The sequence below is a fragment of the Sphingobium sp. BHU LFT2 genome, from assembly GCF_018604485.1.
Classification (GTDB): domain Bacteria; phylum Pseudomonadota; class Alphaproteobacteria; order Sphingomonadales; family Sphingomonadaceae; genus Sphingobium; species Sphingobium yanoikuyae_A.
In genome coordinates, this window is the sequence record NZ_JAFCGW010000001.1 from 287,842 (window position 1) to 310,800 (window position 22,959).

The 22,959-nt window shown below is 65.2% G+C and carries 28 protein-coding genes and 1 pseudogene; 7 read left to right on the forward strand and 22 right to left on the reverse strand.

From position 1 onward, the window contains the following. Positions 1-27 precede the first annotated feature (27 nt). Genes JQK15_RS01400 through petA form a run of 3 tightly spaced genes read right to left on the reverse strand, consistent with a single transcriptional unit; the run spans position 28 to position 2,761 of the window. The gene (locus JQK15_RS01400) at positions 28-876 is read right to left on the reverse strand and encodes a cytochrome c1 (protein ID WP_037507701.1); all 849 of its coding nucleotides are present in this window, start codon (positions 874-876) and stop codon (positions 28-30) included. Between the two features lie 14 nt (positions 877-890). Beyond that, entirely contained in the window at positions 891-2,183 is a 1,293-nt protein-coding gene (locus JQK15_RS01405) for a cytochrome b (RefSeq protein WP_214863048.1), read from the reverse strand. Between the two features lie 11 nt (positions 2,184-2,194). Further along, positions 2,195-2,761 carry a ubiquinol-cytochrome c reductase iron-sulfur subunit gene (petA, locus tag JQK15_RS01410; RefSeq protein WP_026109474.1) on the reverse strand — a complete coding sequence of 189 codons (567 nt, stop codon included), beginning with the start codon at positions 2,759-2,761 and terminating at the stop codon, positions 2,195-2,197. Positions 2,762-2,954: 193 nt separating this feature from the next. Between petA and JQK15_RS01415 the strand changes: the two genes are divergently transcribed. The 3 genes from JQK15_RS01415 to JQK15_RS01425 are packed head-to-tail and all read left to right on the forward strand — an operon-like array spanning position 2,955 to position 4,889. Next, a complete protein-coding gene (locus JQK15_RS01415; RefSeq protein ID WP_004208162.1) occupies positions 2,955-3,413 on the forward strand; it encodes a tRNA (cytidine(34)-2'-O)-methyltransferase in 459 nt (152 codons plus the stop codon). Next, on the forward strand, positions 3,410-4,285 hold the full coding sequence (gene hemF / locus JQK15_RS01420; RefSeq protein ID WP_214863050.1) for an oxygen-dependent coproporphyrinogen oxidase: 876 nt from the start codon (positions 3,410-3,412) through the stop codon (positions 4,283-4,285). Before JQK15_RS01415 ends, hemF begins: the two co-directional genes overlap by 4 nt. A 4-nt stretch (positions 4,286-4,289) precedes the next feature. After that, entirely contained in the window at positions 4,290-4,889 is a 600-nt protein-coding gene (locus JQK15_RS01425) for a GNAT family N-acetyltransferase (protein ID WP_214863052.1), read from the forward strand. On the opposite strand, the gene JQK15_RS01430 is transcribed toward JQK15_RS01425, so the two are convergent. Next, positions 4,871-5,665, reverse strand: a complete 795-nt coding sequence (locus tag JQK15_RS01430) for a DUF7847 domain-containing protein (RefSeq protein WP_214863054.1) — start codon at positions 5,663-5,665, stop codon at positions 4,871-4,873. The genes JQK15_RS01425 and JQK15_RS01430 overlap by 19 nt on opposite strands. Before the next feature lie 76 nt (positions 5,666-5,741). On the opposite strand from JQK15_RS01430, the gene lipB reads away from it, so the two are divergent. From lipB to JQK15_RS01445, 3 genes are all read left to right on the forward strand, one after another. Then, a complete protein-coding gene (gene lipB / locus JQK15_RS01435; protein ID WP_214863056.1) occupies positions 5,742-6,446 on the forward strand; it encodes a lipoyl(octanoyl) transferase LipB in 705 nt (234 codons plus the stop codon). A gap of 62 nt (positions 6,447-6,508) precedes the next feature. Further along, positions 6,509-6,796 carry a hypothetical protein gene (locus JQK15_RS01440; protein WP_214863059.1) on the forward strand — a complete coding sequence of 96 codons (288 nt, stop codon included), beginning with the start codon at positions 6,509-6,511 and terminating at the stop codon, positions 6,794-6,796. A 103-nt stretch (positions 6,797-6,899) separates the two neighbouring features. Beyond that, positions 6,900-7,595 (forward strand): hypothetical protein, encoded by a 696-nt coding sequence (locus JQK15_RS01445; protein ID WP_004208168.1) that lies wholly within the window; start codon positions 6,900-6,902, stop codon positions 7,593-7,595. A 12-nt stretch (positions 7,596-7,607) separates the two neighbouring features. On the opposite strand, the gene queE is transcribed toward JQK15_RS01445, so the two are convergent. From queE to argF, 5 genes are all read right to left on the reverse strand, one after another. Further along, positions 7,608-8,252: a 7-carboxy-7-deazaguanine synthase gene (gene queE, locus JQK15_RS01450; RefSeq protein ID WP_004208169.1), complete on the reverse strand. Its 645-nt coding sequence runs from the start codon at positions 8,250-8,252 to the stop codon at positions 7,608-7,610. A gap of 3 nt (positions 8,253-8,255) precedes the next feature. Next, on the reverse strand, positions 8,256-8,957 hold the full coding sequence (gene queC / locus JQK15_RS01455) for a 7-cyano-7-deazaguanine synthase QueC (protein WP_004208170.1): 702 nt from the start codon (positions 8,955-8,957) through the stop codon (positions 8,256-8,258). A 47-nt stretch (positions 8,958-9,004) separates the two neighbouring features. Continuing rightward, complete coding sequence (locus JQK15_RS01460) at positions 9,005-9,412, reverse strand: DUF3617 domain-containing protein (protein ID WP_159366946.1); 408 nt, start codon at positions 9,410-9,412, stop codon at positions 9,005-9,007. Positions 9,413-9,538: 126 nt separating this feature from the next. Further along, complete coding sequence (gene hslO / locus JQK15_RS01465; protein ID WP_004208172.1) at positions 9,539-10,444, reverse strand: Hsp33 family molecular chaperone HslO; 906 nt, start codon at positions 10,442-10,444, stop codon at positions 9,539-9,541. Positions 10,445-10,567: 123 nt separating this feature from the next. Beyond that, positions 10,568-11,494 carry an ornithine carbamoyltransferase gene (gene argF, locus JQK15_RS01470; RefSeq protein ID WP_214863060.1) on the reverse strand — a complete coding sequence of 309 codons (927 nt, stop codon included), beginning with the start codon at positions 11,492-11,494 and terminating at the stop codon, positions 10,568-10,570. 84 nt (positions 11,495-11,578) lie between these two features. Between argF and JQK15_RS27385 the strand changes: the two are divergent. Then, a pseudogene (locus JQK15_RS27385) lies at positions 11,579-11,632 on the forward strand (hypothetical protein); the annotation flags it as partial. Here JQK15_RS27385 and JQK15_RS01475 read toward each other — a convergent pair. From JQK15_RS01475 to JQK15_RS01535, 13 genes are all read right to left on the reverse strand, one after another. Further along, a complete protein-coding gene (locus tag JQK15_RS01475) occupies positions 11,620-12,816 on the reverse strand; it encodes an aspartate aminotransferase family protein (protein ID WP_037507686.1) in 1,197 nt (398 codons plus the stop codon). The pseudogene JQK15_RS27385 and the gene JQK15_RS01475 overlap by 13 nt on opposite strands. A 175-nt stretch (positions 12,817-12,991) precedes the next feature. After that, positions 12,992-13,393 (reverse strand): flagellar export chaperone FliS, encoded by a 402-nt coding sequence (locus tag JQK15_RS01480; protein WP_004208175.1) that lies wholly within the window; start codon positions 13,391-13,393, stop codon positions 12,992-12,994. A gap of 16 nt (positions 13,394-13,409) precedes the next feature. Beyond that, complete coding sequence (gene fliD, locus JQK15_RS01485; protein WP_185704209.1) at positions 13,410-14,822, reverse strand: flagellar filament capping protein FliD; 1,413 nt, start codon at positions 14,820-14,822, stop codon at positions 13,410-13,412. Between the two features lie 101 nt (positions 14,823-14,923). Beyond that, positions 14,924-15,403 carry a hypothetical protein gene (locus JQK15_RS01490; RefSeq protein WP_214863062.1) on the reverse strand — a complete coding sequence of 160 codons (480 nt, stop codon included), beginning with the start codon at positions 15,401-15,403 and terminating at the stop codon, positions 14,924-14,926. A 110-nt stretch (positions 15,404-15,513) separates the two neighbouring features. Continuing rightward, complete coding sequence (flhB, locus tag JQK15_RS01495) at positions 15,514-16,650, reverse strand: flagellar type III secretion system protein FlhB (RefSeq protein ID WP_069335734.1); 1,137 nt, start codon at positions 16,648-16,650, stop codon at positions 15,514-15,516. Between the two features lie 3 nt (positions 16,651-16,653). Continuing rightward, a complete protein-coding gene (fliR, locus tag JQK15_RS01500; RefSeq protein WP_004208179.1) occupies positions 16,654-17,436 on the reverse strand; it encodes a flagellar biosynthetic protein FliR in 783 nt (260 codons plus the stop codon). Next, positions 17,433-17,705 (reverse strand): flagellar biosynthesis protein FliQ, encoded by a 273-nt coding sequence (gene fliQ, locus JQK15_RS01505; protein ID WP_004208180.1) that lies wholly within the window; start codon positions 17,703-17,705, stop codon positions 17,433-17,435. The genes fliR and fliQ overlap by 4 nt, the downstream gene beginning before the upstream one ends. 10 nt (positions 17,706-17,715) lie before the next feature. After that, positions 17,716-18,453: a flagellar type III secretion system pore protein FliP gene (gene fliP / locus JQK15_RS01510; RefSeq protein WP_169863187.1), complete on the reverse strand. Its 738-nt coding sequence runs from the start codon at positions 18,451-18,453 to the stop codon at positions 17,716-17,718. A 40-nt stretch (positions 18,454-18,493) separates the two neighbouring features. Then, positions 18,494-18,757 (reverse strand): FliO/MopB family protein, encoded by a 264-nt coding sequence (locus tag JQK15_RS01515; RefSeq protein WP_004208182.1) that lies wholly within the window; start codon positions 18,755-18,757, stop codon positions 18,494-18,496. 83 nt (positions 18,758-18,840) lie between these two features. Beyond that, complete coding sequence (fliN, locus tag JQK15_RS01520; RefSeq protein ID WP_004208183.1) at positions 18,841-19,179, reverse strand: flagellar motor switch protein FliN; 339 nt, start codon at positions 19,177-19,179, stop codon at positions 18,841-18,843. Continuing rightward, the gene (locus JQK15_RS01525) at positions 19,176-20,060 is read right to left on the reverse strand and encodes a flagellar motor switch protein FliM (RefSeq protein ID WP_004208184.1); all 885 of its coding nucleotides are present in this window, start codon (positions 20,058-20,060) and stop codon (positions 19,176-19,178) included. Before JQK15_RS01525 ends, fliN begins: the two co-directional genes overlap by 4 nt. Positions 20,061-20,108: 48 nt before the next feature. Beyond that, on the reverse strand, positions 20,109-20,777 hold the full coding sequence (locus tag JQK15_RS01530; RefSeq protein ID WP_214863064.1) for a flagellar basal body-associated FliL family protein: 669 nt from the start codon (positions 20,775-20,777) through the stop codon (positions 20,109-20,111). Between the two features lie 34 nt (positions 20,778-20,811). Beyond that, complete coding sequence (locus JQK15_RS01535) at positions 20,812-22,959, reverse strand: flagellar hook-length control protein FliK (protein WP_214863066.1); 2,148 nt, start codon at positions 22,957-22,959, stop codon at positions 20,812-20,814.

The following is a 22,959-nucleotide window of genomic DNA, read 5'->3' on the forward strand; positions in this document are numbered from 1 at the left end:
CTTTCATGCCATCAGGCAGAGGTGCGGTCAGGCCGCTTTCTTCTTGTCCGCCCAGATATTCTGATAGGCCATATAGGCAAGGCCCGTGGCGATCAGCAGGAAGAGGATCGTCGCCACGCCCGCGCGGCGGCGGTTTTCCAGCTTCGGCTCGGCCGTCCAGGTGAGGAAGGCGGCCACGTCCTGCGACATCTGGTCGATGGTCGGCTTGGTGCCGTCGCCATAGGTCACCTGGCCATCGGCCGACAGCGGGGGCGCCATGGCAAGGTTCAGGTTGGCGAAATAGGGGTTGAAGTGCAGCCCCTCGGGCGTCTTGGCATCCGGGAAATGCTTGAGCAGTTCAGCCGGCTGTTCCTGGAAGCCCGTCAGCAGCGAATAGACATAGGCCGAGCCATGATGGCGCGCCTTGGTCATCAGCGACAGATCCGGCGGGATCGCATTATTGTTCGCCGCCGCCGCCGCGACATTGTTCGCGAAGGGGGACGGGAAATAATCGGCAGGAATGCCGTCGCGGGTCGAGGCCTCGCCCGTCGCCGGATCGACGCTGGGCGTCTTGATCGCCCAGTTCTTGGCGATCGCCTTGATCTCCGCTTCATTATAGCCAATGCCGGCCAGATCGCGGAAGGCGACGAACTTCAGGCTGTGGCAGGCCGAGCAGACCTCCTTGAACACCTGGAAGCCGCGCTGGAGCTGCTGATTGTCATAGCGGCCCAGCGGCCCGTCGAACGAGAAGGAGACATGCTTGGGGGCCAGGTGGAACTCATGCTCCACCGTCTTGGCCGGAGGCTCCACCACGTAGGAATAGGCACCCACGAGGAAGGAGATGAGCAGCCAGCCGGCGAAGAAGAGGCCGACAAGGAATGCGCCGATGCGTACCATGCTTGTCTTCCCCCTTATTCGGCCGGGACTGCGGCGGATTCGCCGTCAGCCTGGGCATATTTGGCCAGCACCGCCTCGGTGATCGAATTGGGCAGCGGCAGCGGCTTTTCGAAGCGCGCGATCATCGGCAGGATGATCAGGAAATGCGCGAAATAATAGGCCGCGGCGACCTGGCTGATCATCACATAGGGCTCTTCCGCCGGCGCACCGCCGCAATAGCCCAGGATCAGCACGTCGAGCACCAGAATCCAGAAGAACGTCTTGAAGGTCGGACGATAGCTGCCCGAGCGCACCGGCGAAGTGTCGAGCCAGGGCAGGAAGAAGAGCAGCAGGATCGATGCGAACATCGCCAGCACGCCCAGCAGCTTGGCCGGCACGAAGAAGAAGTCGACGGTGAAGGCGCGCAGGATCGCGTAGAAGGGCCAGAAATACCATTCGGGCACGATATGCGCGGGGGTCGAGAGCGGGTTCGCCTCGATATAATTGTCCGGGTGACCCAGATAATTGGGTGCAAAGAAGAGCAGGATCGCGAACAGGATCAGGAAGATGCCCGCCCCAAAACCGTCCTTCGCGGTATAATAGGGATGGAAGGGCACGGTATCCTGTGGCCCCTTAACCTCGACACCGGTCGGGTTGGAGGAACCGGGAATGTGCAGCGCCCAGATATGCAGGATCACCACCGCCGCGATCACGAAGGGCAGCAGGAAGTGGAGCGAGAAGAAGCGGTTCAGCGAGGCATTGCCGGGGGCAAAACCACCCAGCAGCCAGGTCTGGATCGGCTCGCCCACCACCGGGATCGCGCCGAACAGGCCGGTAATGACCTTGGCGCCCCAATAGCTCATCTGCCCCCAGGGCAGGACATAGCCCATGAAGGCGGTCGCCATCATCAACAGGAAGATGACGAGGCCGAGCAGCCAGACCATTTCGCGCGGCGCCTTGTAGGAGCCGAAATAGAGACCGCGGAAAATATGGAGATAGACGACAATGAAGAAGAAGCTGGCGCCGTTGGCATGGGCATAGCGCATCAGCCAGCCCGCATTCACGTCGCGCATCGTCTGTTCGACGGTGCCGAAGGCGACCAGCGTATTGGCGCCATAATGCATCGCCATGACCACGCCGGTGACAATCTGGATCACCAGCGCCAAGCCGGCGAGCACGCCGAAATTCCAGAAATAATTGAGATTGCGCGGCACCGGATAGCCGGCACCGACGGCATTGTAGACGAGACGCGGCAGCGGCAGCTTCTCGTCGACCCACTGCATCAGCGGATGCTTGGGGGTATAATGTTCAGCCCATGGAAAGCTCATGACGGTCCCCCTCAACCCACAAGAATGGCAGTGTCGGAAGTGAAGCTATACTTCGGCACTTCCAGATTCTTGGGGGCAGGCCCCTTACGGATGCGAGCGGCCGTGTCATAGGACGAGCCGTGGCAGGGGCAGAAATAACCGCCAAATTCGCCGCGATTTTCGCCCTCGCCCGCGCCCAGCGGCACACAGCCCAGATGGGTGCAGACGCCCATGGTGATCAGCCACTGCTTCTTGCCGTCGACGGTGCGCTCCGCCAGCGTCTGCGGGTCACGCAGCGTGGACGGGTCGACCTTGTCGGCCTCGGCAATTTCCTTTTCGGTGAGCTGGCGAACGAACAGCGGCTGCGACCGGAAGGTCGTCTTGATCGCTTGGCCTGGCTGGATCGCGGAAAGATCGACCTCGGTCGATGCGAGCGCCAATACGTCGGCGCTGGGGTTCATCTGATCGATGAGCGGGAGAATGACGCCGACGGCGCCCACCCCTGCGAAGCTCACCGCAGCGATATTGATGAAATCGCGGCGACGCACTCCGTCTTCGCCGGATAGACCCTGCCCGTCAACTTGTTCTGAGTTCGCCATGCACCTCTACCCTTGCAAGACTTCCCTATTCACGCCGGAATGCCTTGAGTGATCCTGATTATCAAGGGAGTTAGGGTATACCCCGCCTCCCCCCGGCGTGGGTCAAAGGTCTGATAACCGGACTGTCAGGGCTTTGCCAACCGCAAAGTCATCCAGACTATGACAAATCGCCGCGCTGCATTATGCGACAGCCATGCGTATCGCTCTCTACCAGCCCGAAATCGCCGGCAATGTCGGCGCCATCCTGCGCCTCGCCGCCTGTTTTGCCGTGCCCGTCGACATCATCATGCCGACCGGATTCGCCTTTTCCGATGCCCGGCTGAAGCGCGCGGCAATGGATTATGGCGCAGCGGCCGAAGTCGTGCGCCACGCCAATTTCGAGGCATTTGATGCCGAAAGACGGGCCGCCGGCCGCCGTCTGCTGCTGATGAGCAGCCACGCGTCGGAACGACTGCCCGACGTGACATTTCGCAGTGACGATGTCTTGCTGATGGGGTCGGAAAGCGCGGGCGTGCCCGATCATGTCCGCGATCTGGCCGATATTCGCGTGCGCATTCCGATGGCGCCGGGCTTCCGCTCGCTCAACATCGCCGTTTCCACCGGCATCGCCGTTGCCGAGGCCCTTCGCCAGACCGGGAGCTTCCCCGCATGACGCCTGACATACGCTTTCCCCTGAACCCGCAGCAGCAGGCGGCCCGTACCTGGTTCGAATCGCTGCGCGACCGGATCTGCGCAGAGTTCGAGGCGATCGAGCGCGAGGCCGGCAGCGACGCCAGCTTCGCCTACACCCCCTGGGACCGCGAGGCCGAAGGCGTAGCGCCGGGCGAAGGCGGTGGCGGCGTGCGCGGGGTGATGAAGGGCAAGGTCTTCGAGAAGGTGGGCGTCAATGTCTCGACCGTCAGCGGCGATCTTGCCCCCGGCTTTGCCCAGACCATCCATGGCGCGGCCGACAATCCGGCCTTTTTCGCGACCGGTATCAGCCTGGTCGCGCATATGGCGAACCCGCATGTGCCGGCCGTCCACATGAACACCCGCTTCCTCAACACCAGCAAGACCTGGTTCGGCGGCGGCGCCGACCTCAATCCGCCCCTGCCGCGCGACGAGGATACGGCGGATTTTCATGCGGTGTTGCAGGCCGCCTGCGACGCCCATGATCCGGCCTATTATCCGCGCTTCAAGGCCTGGGCCGACGAGTATTTCTTCATACCTCATCGCGGCGTGCACCGCGGCGTCGGCGGCATCTTCTACGATCATCTCGAATGCGCGGACGATGCGGCGTTCGACGCCAATTTCGCCTTCACCCGCGATGTCGGCGACGCTTTCCTGGAGGCCTTCCCGCCGATCGTGCGGCGGCGGATGAACGAGGTGTGGAGCGAGGAAGAGTATCGCACCATGCTGGAATGGCGCGGCCGCTATGCCGAATTCAACCTGGTTCATGACCGCGGCACCCTGTTCGGACTCAAGACCGGCGGCAATATCGACGCGATCCTGATGAGCCTGCCGCCGATGGCGAGCTGGAGCTGATCCGATGGCGCTGACCCCGGTCGATCCGCGCGAGATCGCGACCATCGTCACCCATCTGGAAATGCGGGATCGGCCCAGGCCCGCGCCGATCCCGCCCGCACCACTGCGGCTGGTGCCGTGGAAGATGCCGGACCTTGCCGCCTATCGCGCCCTGTTCCGCCGCGTGGGCGAGCCGTGGCTGTGGTTCTCGCGGCTGGTGATGCCGGACGATCAGCTCGCGGCTATCCTGCATGATCCCTTGGTCGAGGTCTATGCCGTCACCGACCCGCGCGGGGTGGAGGTCGGCCTGCTGGAGCTCGATTTCCGCAGCCCGGCACAATGCGAGCTGGCCTTTTTCGGGCTGGTGCCCTCGCTCAACGGCAAGGGCCTTGGCAAATGGCTGATGGCGCAGGCCAAGTCGCTCGCCTGGCGCAAGGGGGTGGAGCGCTTCTGGGTCCATACCTGCACGCTCGACAGTCCGGCGGCGCTCGGCTTCTACATCAAGTCGGGATTCACGCCTTATGGCCGGGAGATCGAAACCTTCGCTGACCCACGCCTGCTGGGCCTGCTGCCGCCCGAAGCGGCGCCGCAGATCCCGATGTTCGGTCAGCCGGCCGACGCCTGACGATAGATGCGGGCCAGCATCACCAGCATATAGACCTGGATCACCGTCGACACCGCCGCCGAGGCGACGCCGCCCACCAGCCGCGCGGCCTCCGGCCCGGCGGCAAGGCCGGCGAGCGCACCGAAGATCGTCTGCGCCGCCATGCTGGCAATGCCCGACAGCAGGGTGATCAGGATGATGAAGCCCAGCAGCCGCCAGAAACAGCCCCGCGTCAGCGCCCAGGCATGGCGCAGCGAGGGCACCACCCCCTGATTGCCGTCGATCACCGCCGGATTGAGCAGCATCAGCCGGACGCTGGCGAAGATGGTGGCGCCGCCGACAAAGGCGCCGAGGATGGCGCCGATGCTGGTGCCCACAGACTCCGAGACCAGGCTGGCCAGAACGGCGACCAGAATCGCGGCCAGCATCAGCCCGCCGATCAGGAACATGGCGAGCAAGGCGGTGCCCAGCAGCACCGGCAACCGCGCGAAGCCCAGACGCAACGCCTCCCCCACGCTGATGCCCGGCCGAAGCGCCAGCGCAAACAGCGTCAGCGATCCGAACCAGATGATGACGACGCCCAGCAGCGTCGCCAGCGCAAAGCCCGGCGGAATATCGGGCAGGCCGGTGCGCTGGGGATTGGCCATCCATTCGGCCAGTTGCGGCGGCGTCATTTCCTGCAGGATCAGCCCCGGCAGGGCCAGGAACAGCAGCGCGACGGGGAAGAGCAGCGACGCTTCGCGGGCGACGAAGGCAACCGCCTCCTCCCACGCCTTGCCGATCGAGACTGCCGCCATATCTAATGCCTACCCCTGTCCTGCGAAATGCGGCCCGAGACTTGATCGCTCGCCCCGCTCAAGTCAAGGAAGCGCCATGACCGATCCCCTGCCCTTTCCTGACGTCGAGTGGCGCAGCGATGCCGCCCCCGTCGATTATCCCACCGCCCTTGCCGATATGGAGGCGCGGGCCGCCGCCATTTATGAAGGCGATGCGCGCGAGCGCGTCTGGCTGCTGGAGCATCCGCCGCTCTACACCGCCGGCACCAGCGCCGATCCGGCAGAACTGATCGACCCGCGCTTTCCTGTCCATGATGCCGGGCGCGGTGGCCGCTATACCTATCATGGGCCGGGCCAGCGCATCGGCTATCTCAACATCGACCTGCGCGAGCGCGGCAAGGATGTGCGCAATTTCGTCCATCATCTCGAAGGCTGGATGATCGACGCGCTCGCCGATCTGGGCATTGCCGCCCGCCGCGCCGAAGGGCGCATCGGCATCTGGACCGACGACAGGCAGGCGCGCGAGGCAAAGATCGGTGCGCTGGGCATTCGCGTCCGTCGCTGGGTGACGCTGCACGGCTTTTCGATCAACGTCGATCCCGACCTGTCCCATTTTGGCGGCATCGTGCCGTGCGGGATCAGCGAGTTTCCGGTGACCAGCATCGCCGCACTGGGCGGCAATGCCTCGATGGAAGCCCTTGATGCCGCGCTCAAGGCGCATTTCCCTGCCTTTCTCGGCCGGCTGCGGCGCTGCGGATCGGGCGACGGCACGGGACTTGAGCAATGCGGGACCGCCCGCTAGGGTCCGCCACTTCGCCAGGTGGGGGGCCGCCGGGCATGTTGAGCCATGTTATGGAGACCCGGATGCGCCTTGACGCAAGGATGATGACTGCCGCCCTGTTGATCGGCTTCATGCCGCTGGCAGGCTGCGGCGGTGGCGGCGAAAAGAGCGGCAACACGGTGCAGATGAAGGATATGGAAGTGGTCGATGGCACCGCCACCGACGCCATGACCGATCTGGACGGCGTGCAGAGCGAGGGCACCAGCCTGGCCCTGCCGGAAAACCGCACCGAACCCAAGGCCGCTGCCCCGGCCAAGGCGGACAATGTGACCGCACCCGCCAATGATGAGGAAGTCGTGTCGGATCAGTGAGGCTTTTGCCGTTCACTTCCGATACAGCCGCGCTATAGTCGATGCCGTTATGGGGTAATTGGGCGTTCGCGCCGTCAAGACCCCGGCTGAGAGGGTTTATTCAATGACGTTCCGTTTTCGCTCGCGCCAGGCCTTTGCCGCCCTGACGATCGCCGCCGCGTCGCTCGCCGCCGCGCAGCCGGCCGCCGCGCAATTCTTCTGGTCGCCGCCCGACATGTCGGCCCCGGCCCTGACCGACGAAGCCGCCGCCACCGCGCTGGGCCTGCCCGGCGCCACGGCCGACGAAATCAAGGCCGGCCTCACCTGGAACCTGCGCGCCGCGATCAACGTGGCCGCGCTGCAGTGCCAGTTCGAACCGACCCTGCTGTCGGTCAGCAACTACAACGCCATGATCGCCCATCATGACGCCGAACTTGACGCAGCGCAGGCGACGCTGCTCAGCTATTTCCAGCGCACCAAGGGCAAGGGCAAGCCCGGCCAGTCGGCGTCCGACATGTATAATACCCGCATCTATTCGGGCTATTCGACGGTCCAGGCGCAGCGCGGCTTCTGCCAGGCGGCGGCAGCGGTCGGTCGCCAGGCGATCTTCGCTGATCGCGGCCAGCTCAACGTCGTCGCGCGCCAGGGCCTGGCCTCGATCAAGAAGTCGCTCGTCCATGCCGGCGAGCAATATTATGGCGATCCGGGCTGGAACTATCAGCTCGCTTTGCCCTCGCTCGACGCCAAATGCTGGAAGAAGGGCGTATTGCTGCCCGAATGCCACCAGCAGTGGAACCAGAAGGCGGGCGTCCAGCCCTGATCTGACGGAGACTTAACGCAGGCCCAGATATTTATGGGCCTGCACCGTCAACCGCCAGCGCGGCCGGGCCATCACCAGATCGATGGCCGCGCGGGCATTGTCCACGGCATGGGCATCGTCGAGCGGCTGGACCAGCAGATGGTCGAAGCCCCAGCCCTCCATCGCCTCGACATCCGCCAGGCTGTGGCCGCCATCGGGCTGCGGCCAGACCAGCTTCAGCTCATTGCCCTTCACCTGGACCACGTCGCTGCCCGCCTTGGGGCTGATGCAGACCCAGTCGATGCCCGGATGCGCCGGCAAGGTGCCGTTGCTTTCGATCGCGATGGTGAAGCCACGGCCGTGGAGCGCATCGATCAGCGCATCGTCGACCTGCAGCATCGGCTCGCCACCGGTCAGGACGATATAGGGGCCTTCCCCCTCGCCCCAGAAGGCGAATGCCGCATCGGCGAGCGCGTCGGCGGTCGCGAACTTGCCGCCGCCATCACCGTCGGTGCCGACGAAATCAGTGTCGCAAAAGCGGCATACGGCATCGCGCCGGTCCTGCTCGCGCCCGCTCCACAGGTTGCAGCCGGCAAAGCGCAGAAATACCGCACGCCGCCCCGCCTGCACGCCTTCGCCCTGCAGGGTCAGGAACATTTCCTTGACCGCATAGGTCATGTGTCAGGCCTTTCCGGGACGCGTCGCATAGACGGTGGGATCGGGCAGCCCTGCTTCCTCGAAGCCCTTCGAGCGCAGGCGGCAACTGTCGCACAGGCCGCAATGCTTGTTGTCGGGCGTCGGATCATAGCAGGACCAGCTGAGCCCGGCGTCCAGGCCCAGGCGATGCGCCTCGCGCACGATGTCCGCCTTGGTCATGAACTGCAGCGGCGTGTTGATGCGGATCGGATGGCCCTCGACCCCCGCCTTGGTCGCCAGCGTCGCCATCTTCTGGAACGCGTCGATAAATTCGGGACGGCAGTCGGGATAGCCCGAATAGTCGAGCGCATTGACACCGATATAGATGTCGCTGGCCGACGCGACTTCGGCCAGGCCCAGCGTCAGCGACAGGAAGATGGTGTTGCGTGCCGGCACATAGGTGACAGGGATTTCGTCGCCCACGCCGCCCTTGGGCACTTCGATATCGGCTGTCAGCGCCGACCCGCCAAAGGCCGTGAGGTCAAGCGGCAGCACGATGTGCGACATGGCGTTGAGCGCCGTCGCGACCTTGGCCGCAGCGCGCAGTTCGACGCGATGGCGCTGATTATAGTCGATCGTCAGCGCCAGGACACGATAGCCCGCTTCGCGCGCGAGCCCGCCCGCGACCATTGAATCCAGCCCGCCCGAAAGCAGGACGACGGCGAATTTTCCATTCTGTGCGACCATGATGCTGCGCTAGACCTCGTTATGTTGCAGTGCAAGGGGGCCGCCGGTCAGCGGCATGCCCCGACATGGCGCCCTTCGACCATGTTGGAAAAGGGCGCGCCGTCGCTGATCCCCTGCGATCGTATCTGGATGAGGCGCGGCGTTTCGACGCGCAGGTCGGTGCGCGCATTGCCGGCCGCCCCGCAATCGAAGGTCACGGTGGCAGCAGCAGGCGCGTCGCTGACCACGAACGGCTTGCAGCCGGGGCCGGCATTGGCCGGCTCCAGCAACTGATGCGGCATCGTCACGCACAGGCGGCGGGGCGGCGCAGACGGATCATCGCGCAGGCGCAATTCCCATTCGCCCGTTTCCAGCTTGGCGAGCGCAGCCAGTTGCGGCGCGTTCGCCGCCCCGGCCCAGCTTGCCATCATCATTGCCGCCGCGGCGCCCAGCGCCTGCAGCCCCAGCCTTGCCATCTTGCGTCCAGACCTTGTCATCGGCGCCGGGGAGCGGCGCCATGCTTCATCCTGTTGTGCCGCGCAATTGCGGCAATTTGATAGCGCGGGGCGAACGGCCGTGCCGCAATTGCCCCGCGCCGGCTTTCAATGGGTAACGAAACTGTCCAGCGCGAGCGGGAACAGCCGCGAGCAGAAGGCGCAATCGACGCCGATAATGCCCTTCTCGTCCGCCATCGCCACCCGCTCGTCCGCCGGGAAGCGGCCGATCACATCGCGAATATGGGCAAGGTCACAGCGACAGCCCTTGGCAAGCGCCGTCGTCTCGGTGACGCGCACCTCTTCCTCCTCATGGAACAGGCGCCAGGCGATGTCGGTCAGCGGCAGGTCGAGATCGGTCAGTTCCTCGTCGCGCAGCGTGCCGGCCAACGCCTGCACATGTTCCCATTCGGGATGATCGTGGCGCACATGCAGGCGCTCGCGCCCCACTTCGCCTTCGGGCAGATGCTGCAGCAGCAGGCCCGCCGCGACACAGCCTTCGCCCGGCTCATGCCGGGTCGCGATCTGGACGATGCTGGGGATCTGTTCGGACTGGAAGAAATAATGCTCCGCCGCCTCGGCCAGCGACGATCCGTCCAGCGGCACGATGCCCTGATAGCGCTCGCCGGTCGCCGCCTGGTCGAATGTGATCGCCAGATAGCCCTTGCCGAACAGGCCGAACAGGGTCGGATCGCTGCCGATTTCCGCCAGCCGCTCGGCATCGAACTTGGCATAGCCGCGCAGTTCGCCGCCCTTGTAATCGGCCACCAGCAGGCTGACGACGCCATTTTCGGTCTGCGCCTGCAGGGTCAGCTGGCCGCCGGCATCCTTGAGCAGGCTGCCGAGCAGCGCGCCCAGCACCAGCGAGGACGCCAGCACCCGCTCGATCGCCGGGGGATAGGCATGGGCGGACAGCACCTGGTCCAGCACCGGTCCCAGCCGCACGAAACGGCCGCGCACATGGCGCGAGGGGATGGTGAAGCCAAGGGCCTGGTCGACATTGGAACTGGTCACGATATTTCCTTCCGATCCACCCGCCCCGAAAGCCGCGAGGGCCCGTCCTCCGCTTCCCAGCGCAGGACAGGCCCCGTCATCTTTCAGGGCGAACGGAAAATTTCGCCCGAATATAGGATGAGCTTACAGCTTTCCAAGCGCCCAGAGCAGAACCGACTTCTGGGCATGGATGCGATTTTCCGCCTCGTCCCAGATCAGCGACTGCGGACCATCGATCACCGCTTCCACCACTTCCTCGCCGCGATGGGCGGGCAGGCAGTGGAGGAATTTGGCGTCCGCCTTGGCGCCCGCCATCAGTTCCGGCGTCACCTGATAGGGCATCATCGCCGCCAGCTTCGCCTCGGCATGGGCCTGCCCCATGGAGATCCAGGTGTCGGTGACGACGACGTCAGCGCCGGCCACCGCCTGTGCCGCATCGCGAGTCAGGGTGATGGTCGAACCCGCCGCCTGCGCTGCGGTGGCAAAGGACGGATCGGGATCATAGCCCTCAGGAATGCCCATGCGCACATCGAATTTCATGAGGCCCGCGGCCTCGACGATCGAGTGGAGGACATTGTTGCCGTCACCCAGCCACGCCCACTGGCTGCCCGGCAGCGCCAGGCCATGTTCGACCACCGTCAGCAGGTCGGCGACGATCTGGCAGGGATGTGACAGGTCGGTCAGGCCGTTGATGACCGGGACGCTGGCATATTCGGCCATTTCCTCGATCTTGGCATGATCGTCGGTGCGGATCATGATCGCGTCGGCCATGCGGCTGAGCACGCGGGCCGTGTCGGCGACGGTCTCGCCACGGCCAAGCTGACTGGTCGCGCCGTCCAGGATCAGCGAATTGCCGCCGAGCTGGCGGATCGCCATGTCAAAGCTGACGCGGGTGCGCGTGCTGTTTTTCTCGAAGATCATCGCCAGCGTGTGGCCGGCGAGCGGCGCATCGGCGTCGACCCAGCCCTTGGGCTTGCCCGCGCGCGCCGCCTTGCGGTCGATGGCGTCGGCGATCATCGCGGCGATCGCGTCGCCGCCCGCATCGGTGAGATTCAGGAAATGCTTGGTCATTAGAAACAACCTCTAACCCGTTCAGGCTGAGCGAAGTCGAAGCCCCCACCTGAACGAAGTGAAGGCACCTCGCTGCGCTCGGCGATACCCTTCGACTTCGCTCAGGGCGAACGGAAACTAAATGGTCAGGCCGCCTTGGCGTCCGCGAAGCTCCGCGCGCCGGCGGAAATCTTCTCGATGCACTCGGCGATATGGCTTTCGTCGATGACGAGCGGCGGCAGGATGCGCAGCACATTCTGGCCCGCCGATACCGACAGGAAGCCATGATGGTCGCGCAGATGGCCGACGAAGGCGCGCGCATCATAGGCGTCCTTCATCTTGACGCCCAGCATCAGCCCCATGCCGCGCACATCCTCGAACATGTCGTCATGGTTCGGGATCATCTGCTCCAGCGCGGAGCGCAGACGCGCGCCCATCGCCGTCACCTGCTCCAGGAAGCCGTCCGCCAGCACCTCTTCCAGCACCGCGATGCCCACCGCCATGGCGAGCGGGTTGCCGCCATAGGTGGAACCATGGGTGCCGAACACCATGCCCTTGGCCGCTTCCTCGGTGGCGAGACAGGCGCCGAGCGGGAAGCCCGCGCCGATGCCCTTGGCCACCGCCATGATGTCGGGCTTCACGCCATATTGCTCATGGGCGAAGAAGGTGCCGGTACGGGCATAGCCGCACTGCACTTCGTCCAGGATCAGCAGCAGGCCCTGCTCGTCGCACGCCTTGCGCAGGCCGGTCAGGAACTCCGCCGTCGCCGGGGTCACGCCGCCTTCACCCTGCACCGGTTCCAGCAGGAAGCCGGCGGTATTGTCGTCGATCGCCGCCAGTGCCGCGTCGAGATCGTTGAAGGGCACGACCTGGAAACCGGGCAGCAGCGGCTCGAAACCATCGCGCATCTTGGGCTGGCTGGTCGCCGAAATGGTGCCCAGCGTGCGGCCATGAAAGGCGTTGTCGAAGCTGATGATCTTGTGCCGGTGCGCTTGCCCATTGGCATAATGATAGCGGCGCGCGGTCTTGATCGCGCACTCGACCGCTTCGGCACCCGAATTGGTGAAGAAGACGGTGTCCGCGAAACTATTATCAACCAGCTTCTGCGCAAATTCCTCCCCCAGCGGCGAACCGTAGAGGTTGGAGATATGCATCAGCGTCGCAGCCTGATCGGCAATGGTCTTCACCAGCTTGGGGTGGCCATGGCCCAGCAGATTGACGGCGATGCCGCTGGCGAAGTCGAGATAGCGCTCGCCGCGCTCCCCGATCAGGTAGCAGCCCTCGCCTCGGACCGGACGCACATCGCACCGGGGGTAAACGGGCATGAGCGGCGTAATCGACATGTGCCTTCCCTTTCTGGGTTGATGCTGCGCGTCCGTGCGCATTGGATATAACGCAAAAAGGCGGCCCCCGCCGGGCCGCCCTTGTGCGAGTGCCGCCTATACAGGCCACCGGAAGGGGGTGCAACCCCGCAACCGGGCCAGTCAGCAGCCTATGGACTGATCGCCCCGCGAGCGATCAGGGCTGGCCGATCTGGCTCCAGGCATCGGCAATCTCGCCGACCATGGCGCGGGCCTGCTCGACGGGCGCGGCATCATGCTCCTTGGCGCTGACCAGCAGCAGGCGGCGGGCCTCACGATAGATGCGCGCCAGGCCGGTGGCGATGTCGCCGCCCTTGTCGAAATCCAGGCTGGCTTCCAGCGCGAACAGGATCGACATGGCGCGCGCCTGCTTGTCGGACACCTTCAGCCGGTCGCCATTGCGTTCGGCCAGCGCCGTGGCATCGAGCGCGATCAGCAGTTCGTCGAACAGGATCTTGACCAGCGCGTGGGGCGTGGCGCCCTCGATCCGGCTGCCCGAATGCACCGCCGCATAGCGCCGTGCCGCTGCCGTACCCGCAAAGCTGTGATTATAGAACATGCGTCAAAATCCCCGGTTAATCGTCACTGCTATTCCAGGCATCGATCTGCTGCTGGAGATAGCTTTGGGTTGCGTTGAGCGCAGACAGCTTGGTCTGCATTGCCGAATAGATGGAAGTCAGGCGCGTCTCATAGTCGGCCATGTCCTCGTCCAGCTTTTCGAGCTGTTCGGTCAGGCTGTCGGCCAGCTTCTCATAACGGTCCTGCGCCGCCTTGATCGGGCCGTTCTCCAGCTCGATATTGTCGCGCACGCTGTCCATCAGGCCCGACAGGCCCAGATTGTCGGCGGTCGACTTGGCGGGGTTGAGCATCTTGGTGATGCCCGCCGGATCGGCAGCCAGCGCCTTGTCCAGCGTGTCGGTGTTGAGCGTCAGCGTGCCGTCGCGGTTGGTCGCGATGCCGATATCGGCCAGCGTCTTGTAGCTGCCGGTCGAGGCCAACTGGGTCGAGGTGATCTTCGAGAGCTGCGACTTCATGTCGCGCACCGCCGACACACCGTTGAGGACACCGGCGGTCGACGAATCCGTACCGGTCGAGGTCGACGTGTTCAGCGCCTTCATCAGCGTGTTATAGGCGTCGACAAATTCCTGCAGCAGATCCTTCATCGTCGCGGTCGGCTGGGTCATGGTCAGGTTGACCGTGCTGTTGACGTCCGCCGCGCTCAGTTCGATCCGCAGATAGGGGATCGCATCGTCGATGGTGTTGCTGGCATATTCATAGTCGGTGCCGTCGAGCGTGATCTTCGCATTGGCCGGGTCCGACGTCGAGGTCATCGCGCTGCTGTTGAGGCCGGCGAGAACGCTGGTCGAGCTGTCGGCCGAGCTGGTGATGGTGAAATCATTGGCGGCGCCGGTTTCGCCCTTGAACACCAGCCGCGTGCCCTGCGCATCGGTGACGACGCTCGCGGTTACGCCGATGTCGGCGGCGTTGATCGCCGAAGCCAGGCCGGAGAAACTGTTATTGCTCGAATCGACGGTGATCGTCGCGGTTTTGCCGCCCGCCGTCGTGATGGTGAGCGATCCCGTGCCGACCGCCGTGCTGCTGGTGGCGCCGCTGGTCGCGGTAGAGGCAAAGATGCGGGCGGTCGCCAGCGACTTCACCACCAACTGCGCCGGCATGCCGGCCGGCGTGCCGCCGCTCAGCAGGCTGACCGACGCGATGTTGGTGTTGGTCGAATTGGGCGTACCGGTATATTCGGCACCCGACAGGACGCTGGTCAGCGCATCGGCGAAGGTGTCGAGCGAGCTGATGGCCGACGCCAGTGCCGAAATGCGGGCATTGTTGGTCGTCTGCTGGGTGGTGATCGCGGACTGGCGCGGGTCACGGGTCGCGCTGACCAGGCTGGTGACGAGCGCGCTCGTGTCGATGCCCGAATTGGCACCCAGCGCCGACAGGATGCTGCTCCCTACCGATGTCGTCGTCGTTGCCATGGACCGTCCTTTCAAATGAGAGAACGGCCGTAGCGCGAAGATGTTTAGGAATGATTTTCAAGCTGATGGCAAAGCCCGCAAAAAAGCGGGCATGGCCGCGATCAGATCGCCGATGCGGACAGGATCTGGTCGACGGTCCCGCGCGCGACATGCGCCTGGGCCGCATAGGCATAGCTGGCCTGCTGGGCGATCCGCTTGGCCAGATCGGCGGCCTGCTCCACCGCCTCGCGCGTGGCGGGCGGCAGCGGAATGTAGATGAAGGGCTGCGGCATCATCGCCTGGACGGCCGCCGATGCACCATCGACCGACACATCCCCCTGCCCGGCGCGCATGTCGGCCAGGATATCGGCGATCCGGGCATGGATGCGCGCATATTCGGCGGCGCCGGCGGCATCCTCGTCGACCGCAACGATATCGACTGCAAAACTCTCCTGCCTGCGCGCATCGCTGGCAGACATGTTGCCCTGCTCGGTTGCCGATTCCATCGCTGAAACCGGCTGAACGGCCGCAGCCGGCACCGGCGCGCGAACGACGCTCCGATCCACTGGCGAAATCTCGCTACGCGAAAAATACTCGTTCATGACGCACCATCCTAATGCGTCCCCGTAAACAGAATACGGACAAGCGTGGCTAAACTTTAATTCACCATCGCTCTATTTCTTCGATCAACTGCCAAGTATCAGCAAATTCTCTACAATTTCTTTCCATCCGGATCGAAACGCAGATCTTCGGGCACGGTAATGAACGGACGGTCCATTTCCGTCGCCATCTTGTTCTCGACCCGGAAGACGAAGGCCAGCACCGTCGCCACCGCCATGTAGAGACCTTCATTGACGATCTCGCCAGCGCGCGAGGTGAAGTAGATGGCGCGCGCCAGTTCGGGATATTGCAGCACCGACACGCCATGATCCTCGGCCAGTTCGCGGATCGAGGCCGCGATCGCGTCACAGCCGCGCGCGACCACGACCGGCGCGGCATCCACGCCGGGTCGATAGCGCAGCGCCACCGCGAAATGGGTCGGGTTGGTGATGATGACGCTGGCCTCTGCCACCGCCTGGCGGGTCGATCCGTTCAGCACCTCGAACTGGCGCCGGCGGATCTGCCCCTTGAGTTCGGGCGAGCCTTCGCTTTCCTTATGCTCGTCCTTGATGTCCTGCTTGCTCATGCCCAGCCGCTTGGCGCGCTGGAAAATCTGCATCGGCACGTCGATGCCGGCGATCACGAACAGCCCGCCCGCCATCACCAAGCAGACCAGGATGAACATGTTGCCAAGGTCGCTGATCGCATTGCCGACCCCCGCCTTGCCCAGGCCGATGATCGCGGTCAGCCGGTCCCAGATCATCCAGAAGCCGACCGCGCCCAGCAGCCCCACCTTGGCGATCGACTTGACCAGTTCGATCAGCCCCTGCGCGCCGAACATGCGCTTGAGCCCCGAAGCCGGGTTCATCTTCGACGCCTTGGGCGCGAAGGCGCCAGGACGAAAGCCCAGCGATCCGAGCAGCGCCGGCGCCGCGATCGCGGCAAAGAAGGTCGCGAGCAATACGCCGCCCACCGGCAGCGCGATGTCCGCCAACAGGCCGGTGCCGCGCGTCACCGGCGAGAAGTTCACGATATCCTCACGCCCGAAGCGCAGCGCGCGGGTCAGCATACCCGACAGCGCGTCGATCAGGCCCGGCCCTGCGACCGCGAGCCAGCCGATGCCGGCCATCACCACCAGGGCCGTCCCCAGTTCGCGGGACTGGAGGATATCGCCTTCCTTGGCGGCATCCTGCAATTTCTTCTGTGTCGGTTTTTCGGTCTTTTCACCGCCCTCGGATCCGCCCGCCATGGCTCAGCGCCCTTCCGAGATGGCGCGGGCCTGTTCCAGCCCCGACTTGAGCGCGATGGTGATCCCCTCGCCCATCACCGGCACCGCCATCGCCAGCAGCACCAGCCCCGCCATCACCGCCATCGGCATGCCGACGGCGAACAGGTTGAGCGCGGGCGCGGTGCGCGCCAGCATGCCCATGACGATCTGCACCAGCACCAGCGCAAAGCCGACCGGCAGCGCGATCGTGACCCCGGCCCCCAGCAGCGAGCCGCCAAACTGGATCATGTGCCAGACCGCATCATTGCTGAGCATTGCGGCGCCGGGCGGCAGCGCCTTGTAGCTCTGCACCACGAAGCTGACGAGCAGCAGATGGCCGTCCATCGCCAGCAGCAGGAAGGTCGAGAGGATCGACAGGAACTGGCCGACCGCCTGCGTCCCCTGCCCCGATCCCGGATCGACCATCGCGGCAAAGCCCAGCCCCATGGTGTTGGCAATCGCCTCACCAGCGACAAAGGCGGCGGAATAGCCGATCTGCACGGCAAAACCCATGGCAAGGCCCGTCAGCACTTCGCCGGCGACCAGCATTACGCCTTCGAAACTGGCGACGCCGTCATGCGGCAACTGGATGGTGACGCTGTTGAGGGCGGCCATGCCAAGCGCGAGCGAGAGGATCAGGCGCAACTGAAGCGGCATCGCGGGCGCACCGAAGACGGGCGCGGCCAGAAAGGCCGCACCGGGGCGGATCATGGCGATCAGCCAGATCCACAATTGCGTCTCGACGCCTGCGAAGCCGGGTGCGATCATTGCAGCAGGTCCGGTATCCGCTCGAATATCTCGCGCGTGAAGTCAGCGATCAGCACCATGATCGACCCACCGAACAGGGTCAGCATCGCACCCACGACCAGAATCTTGGGAATGAAGCTGAGCGTCTGTTCGTTGATCGACGTCGCGGCCTGGACCATGCCGATCAGCACGCCCGCGACCAGCGCCGGGATCAGGATCGGCGCCGTCGCCAGCGCCGTGATCCACAGCGCATGCTGTGCCAGGCCCATGAAGAAATCCGCATTCTCCATTGCCGCCCTCCTATGTCGCGAAGGAGCCGGCGAGCGACCCCATCGTCAGCGCCCAGCCATCGACCAGCACGAACAGCAACAGCTTGAAGGGCATGGAGATAATCGTGGGCGACAGCATCATCATGCCCAGCGCCATCAGGGTCGATGCGACGACCAGGTCGATGATGAGGAAGGGCAGGAAGATCATGAAGCCGATCTGGAACGCGGTCTTCAACTCGCTGGTGACGAAGGCCGGCAGCAGGATCGTGAAGGGAATGTCGTCGGGCGTGCGGAAAGCCGGGGCCTCGGCCATGTTGGCGAACAGCTTGAGGTCGCTCTCGCGCGTCTGCTTGGCCATGAAGCCGTGCAGCACCTTGCCCGAACGGCCGACCGCTTCCTCGATCGATATCTGGCCCTTGCCATAGGGATCATAGGCCTGGCCGTTGATCTGGTCGATCACCGGCCGCATCACGAACAGCGACAGGAACAGGGCAAGCCCGACCAGCACCTGGTTGGGCGGCGTCTGTTGCAGGCCCAGCGCTTGGCGCAGCAGCGACAGGACGATGATGATCCGGGTGAAGCTGGTCATCATGAGGATCAGCGACGGCAGGACCGACAGCAGGCTCATGAGGACGAGGATCTGCAGCGACAGCGACAGCGAGCGGCCGTCGCCCGAAATCTGTCCCATCGCGCGGGTCAGCGCGCCGCCATTGTCGACCGGCGCCGGCGCGGCCGGCACCGCCTGCGCCAGCGCAGGATCGACCAGCATCAGCCCGGCGGTCAGCAGGATGCCGCCGACCAACCAGTGACTAGCGCGCACGATAGGGGTCGCCTTCCGCGATCTTCTCGATCCGGCCACGGGTAACCGACAGCAGGATCTTCTTGCCCTCGAACTCGACCACGGCCAGCTTGCCGAACGTGCCCATCGGCAGCGCTTCCAGCAGCTTCAGCGACCGGTCATTCTGGCCGACCATCATGCCGGGCTGATATTTGCGCCACAGCCACAAGGCACCAAAGGCCATGCCGCCCACAAGCGGCAGCAGGATCAGCAATTTGACGAAATACCAGAACATGCACGCGCCCCGCGTTTAGGTTAATGCGTCATCCGATCCGCAAGAATGGGCCGCAAGGCAAGCGCAAAAGCACGGCCCTGCGATCAGCCGCGCCGTTCGACCCCGGCCATGCGGGTTTCGGTGGCGGCGATATCGACGATGCGGATGCCATAGCGGCCGTTCACCGTCACGACCTCGCCCTTCGCGATCAACGCGCCATTGACCATGATGTCGAGCAGTTCGTCGGCCTGGCGATCCAGTTCCACGATGCTGCCTTCGGCCAGGTCCATGACTTCGGCCAGGCGCAGCGAGGTCGATCCGACCTCCACCGACATGCGCACCGGAATATCGGCCAGCAGCTTGAACTGGCGGTTCGCCGCCATGCGGCTGGCGCTGTCTTCCCCACGGGGATCCATCATCGGGGCGTCGCTCATATCACTCATTGTTCCGGTCCCTGTGCAATCTTTTCAATCTGGAAGGCGGCACGGCCATCCTGTTCGCCGATCGTGCCGTGCGCGACGATCCTGTCGCCGACGATCAGCGGCAGGCTGCGGCCGATCGTCACGGGTATGATGTCCCCGGCCTTGAGCTGCATCAGCTCCGCCAGCGAGAGATTGGGGCGCGCCAGCACGGTGCGGGCCGGCAGGCGGATGTCGCGCATGCGACGCGCCACGCGGGCCTGCCATACCGGATCGACATGCTCGTCGTCGCTTGCGACCTTGCTGCCCATCAGCGCCTCGACGCCGCGCAGCGCCGCCAGCGGGAAGACCATGTCGATCGACCATTCGCGATCCCGGTCCAGGCCGACGCGGAAGCGCTGCACCACCATCTGGTCGGCGGGCTGGGCAGCGGCAGCGAAGCCGATGCCGGTTTCACGCAGCAGCAGGCCGGGTTCCAGGGGCAGGACTTCGGACCAGCATTCGACCATGCGGGCCATGATGGTTTCGGACAGGCGGGCGATCAGCCGGTCCTCGGTCGGAGTAAATTCGCCGCGCGCGGGCAGCGCCCGGTTGCCAAGGCCGCCATAGAAACAGTCGACCAGGGTCGAGATCATGGTGGCGTCCATGCACAGCAGCATCTGCCCCTTCAGGGGCAGCAGGCGATAGATGGACAGGCTGCAGAAATTGGGCGCGCCGGCCGACCAGGCGCCAAACTCCACGACCCGTGCATCCTCGGCCGCGACATGCGGGCGGATGCCGGAAATGGGTTCGATCAGCGCACGGATACGCCGGCCGAGCTTTTCACCCAGCCGGTCGAGGCCCGACAGCATTACCGGAGCTTGCGCGTCTCCCCGCCCGAAGGCGAAGGATTGAACGTGATTCATGTCTGTCCCCTGCCCTCGGCCAGGGGACTTCCCAGCGTTCAGGCAGCGCTATTGAATAACGAAATTGGTAAAATAAACGTTATCGACACCGCCATAGCCGGTCTTCTGCTTGAGTACATCGTTGATGATGCCCCGGATTTTTCCTTGCAGCATGCGCTTGCCGTCGGGCGTGACCAGCTGCTCCTCCGGCTGTTCGGCGAGCATCATCAGCACTTGGCTGCGAATCGCCATCTCGTGCATCTTGATCGCGGCGATCACGCGATAGTCATAATAGGTCGACACCGCGACGGTGATCTGGGCGAAGGCGTCGGTGTCCGTCATGTTCGACGTGAAGGGCGCCTGAAGCTGGAAATAGGTGGCCTGATAGGCGGTCGGATTGGCCGGCGCGGGCAGGTCGATGCCCTTGCCCGGCGCATGGGCGGCCGACGGGGCATGCCCCTCGCCACCGGCGCTCGCATGGCCACCGCCTTCGCCACCACCGCCGCCGCCTTCACCGGCCCAGCCATGGGCGGTGGCGACAGCCTGCGCATCCTCGCCCGCCAGGACGAGCACGGGCTTGTTGGGATCTTCCTTGGGGCCCTCGGCCTTGGGGCTGAAGAAGCCGGCGGCGTACAGCCCGCCCGCAGCGCCGGCACCACCCACCACCATGGCGACGGCGACCAGCAGGATGAGCTTCATCCCCCCACCCTTCTTCTTCGCCTTGGGTTCATCGCTCATCGTTCACGTCCCCTGGAATATCCCGTCCCGGCCGTCAGGCGTAGCGCGCGCGGCGGACGTCACCGGCGCTATCGCCGGTGTCACCATGGTTAAGAACGGCCGGATCGCTCCCGGCTTTATGGCCAAGGCCATTATTTTCACGGCCCTGCCAGCGCCCCTGCGACGAGGATTGGCCCATCGACTGGCCCGACATCTGGCCGGCACCCTGCCAGGCGCCCTGCTGCTGGGAGGCATTGCCCTGCTGGCCGTTCGACTGGCTGCCGGTCTGACCATTGGCATCGGCCTTGGCCGCTTCGGCAACATGCGGCGCACGCTCGATCTTCACCTCATGGATGCGCACGGCGGCAAGGCCCGCGTCCAGCTTCAGCCGATCGCTATCCTGGCGCAGCGCCATTTCCGCCGCCTCGCTGGCGACGGTCAGGCTGACCGCCGCGCCATCGCCATCCTGGCGGATATCGACCTGAATCGGGCCAAGCTGGTCGGCATTGATCTGAAACCGGCCCTGCGCGCCATTGGCCGACAGGCCGGCAATGTCGCGGGCCAGCCCGTCAATCCACTGTCCCGACACGCCCATATCGACGACCTGCTGGCCAAGACTGGCCGACAGGTCGACCGTCGGCATCGCCGCCGGGGTAACCGAAGGGGTCTGGGGCGCAGCAGCCTGTGGCACGGATACTTCCGCGCTACGATGCGGCGCGGCCGGGGTGGTGGCAACCAGCGGATCGACGGCCGTGGTCGCCTTGTCCGGCGTGCGATCGCTGATCGGCGCTGCCGCTTCGGCGCTGTCGCACACCGGCGTCGCCCGGCGGTTCATATGGTCGCGCACCAGTTGCAGCAGCGACAGGGCTTCCGCCTTGGCCGGCTTGGCGGCCACGGGCGCGGCCGGGATGTCGGTGCCGGCGGATGCGATCTCGACATCTCCCTCATCCGGGCTGCTGGTTACAGCTGCAGGCGCGGTCTTTTCGGTCGGCTTGGCGGCCGCCACGAGCATTTCGGCGGGCATGTCAGGGTTGACCTCCGGCGCCGCAGCGACGGCGGGCACGACCTGCTCGACCGGGCGCGGTGCAATCGCGGGCTGCGGGGCGGCCTGGACCGGGGCCTGCACGACATTCGGTGTCGCGTTGGCGACTGGCACAGGCTGTGCCGGGATCATCGCAGCGACCAGTTCGGGCGTCATTGCAGGCGCCGCCACGGGCGCTGCAACGATCGGGTCATCCTGCCCATCCGCGCCGACCACCGGGGCCGTCATCGCTTCCTGTCCCACGGCCGGTTTCGAAGGGGCCTGGGTTTGGGACAATGAAGGTGACAGCGAAGGAGACACGCTCAAAGGCATCTCCCGGGTCGGCGCGGATGGAGCCGAAGATGCGGGGGCATCAATCGGCGCCTGCGGCAAGGGGGGGAGTGCAGCAGGCAAGGAATGGGCAATCGGATCGGCGACAACTGGTGCGTCGCTGTCGACGGGCGCATCGGCCGTCACCATGTCAGCTTCGCTGTCACCATCGGCGATGTCGTCGGCCTCGGGCGCGGCCATCGCAGCCGGCAGAGGCTGCGGCGCGTGCGTCGGCGCGGCCTTGATCGGCGCGTCGGCAAGGGCGAGCGCGATCGGGCCTTCGGCTTCCACCGGCAGCGGCGCGGCCATATCGGCAGTCGGAACCGGCGCCGGAGTGCGGATATCGGCAGGCGCAGGCGCGACCACCGGCGCCGGGGTCGGCAAGGGCAGCGGCAGGGCTTCAGCGTCAGCCTCGCCTTCGGGCAGGACGATCGGCGCGGGCTCGGCCGATACGGGCGCGACATCCGCCTGATTCTGAACCGACGCAGCGACAGGCAGGACCGGTTCCGCAACCGGCAAGGCGGCCGCAACGACCGGCGGCGCCGGTTCTGCGACCGGCTGGACCGGCATGGCCCGCTGGGTCAAGAATTCGGCGGTATCCGGCAGAGCCGGCGCCTCGATTGCTTCGGGCATCACGACCGGCGCATCGCCCTCGATCGTCGCTTCCGCCGGCAGGGCTGGCGCGCCCACGGTCGTGGCAGGCGCAGCCGGCTGCGGCGCGCCATCGACATCGCTCAGCAGCGCGGCGAAGTCGGTCGCACCCTCGACCACGGCCGAAGCAGCGGCCGTCGTCGCACCGGCCAGCGGCGTCGAGGAGAAGAGCAGCGATTTGAGGCTGGCGAGCATGGTCAT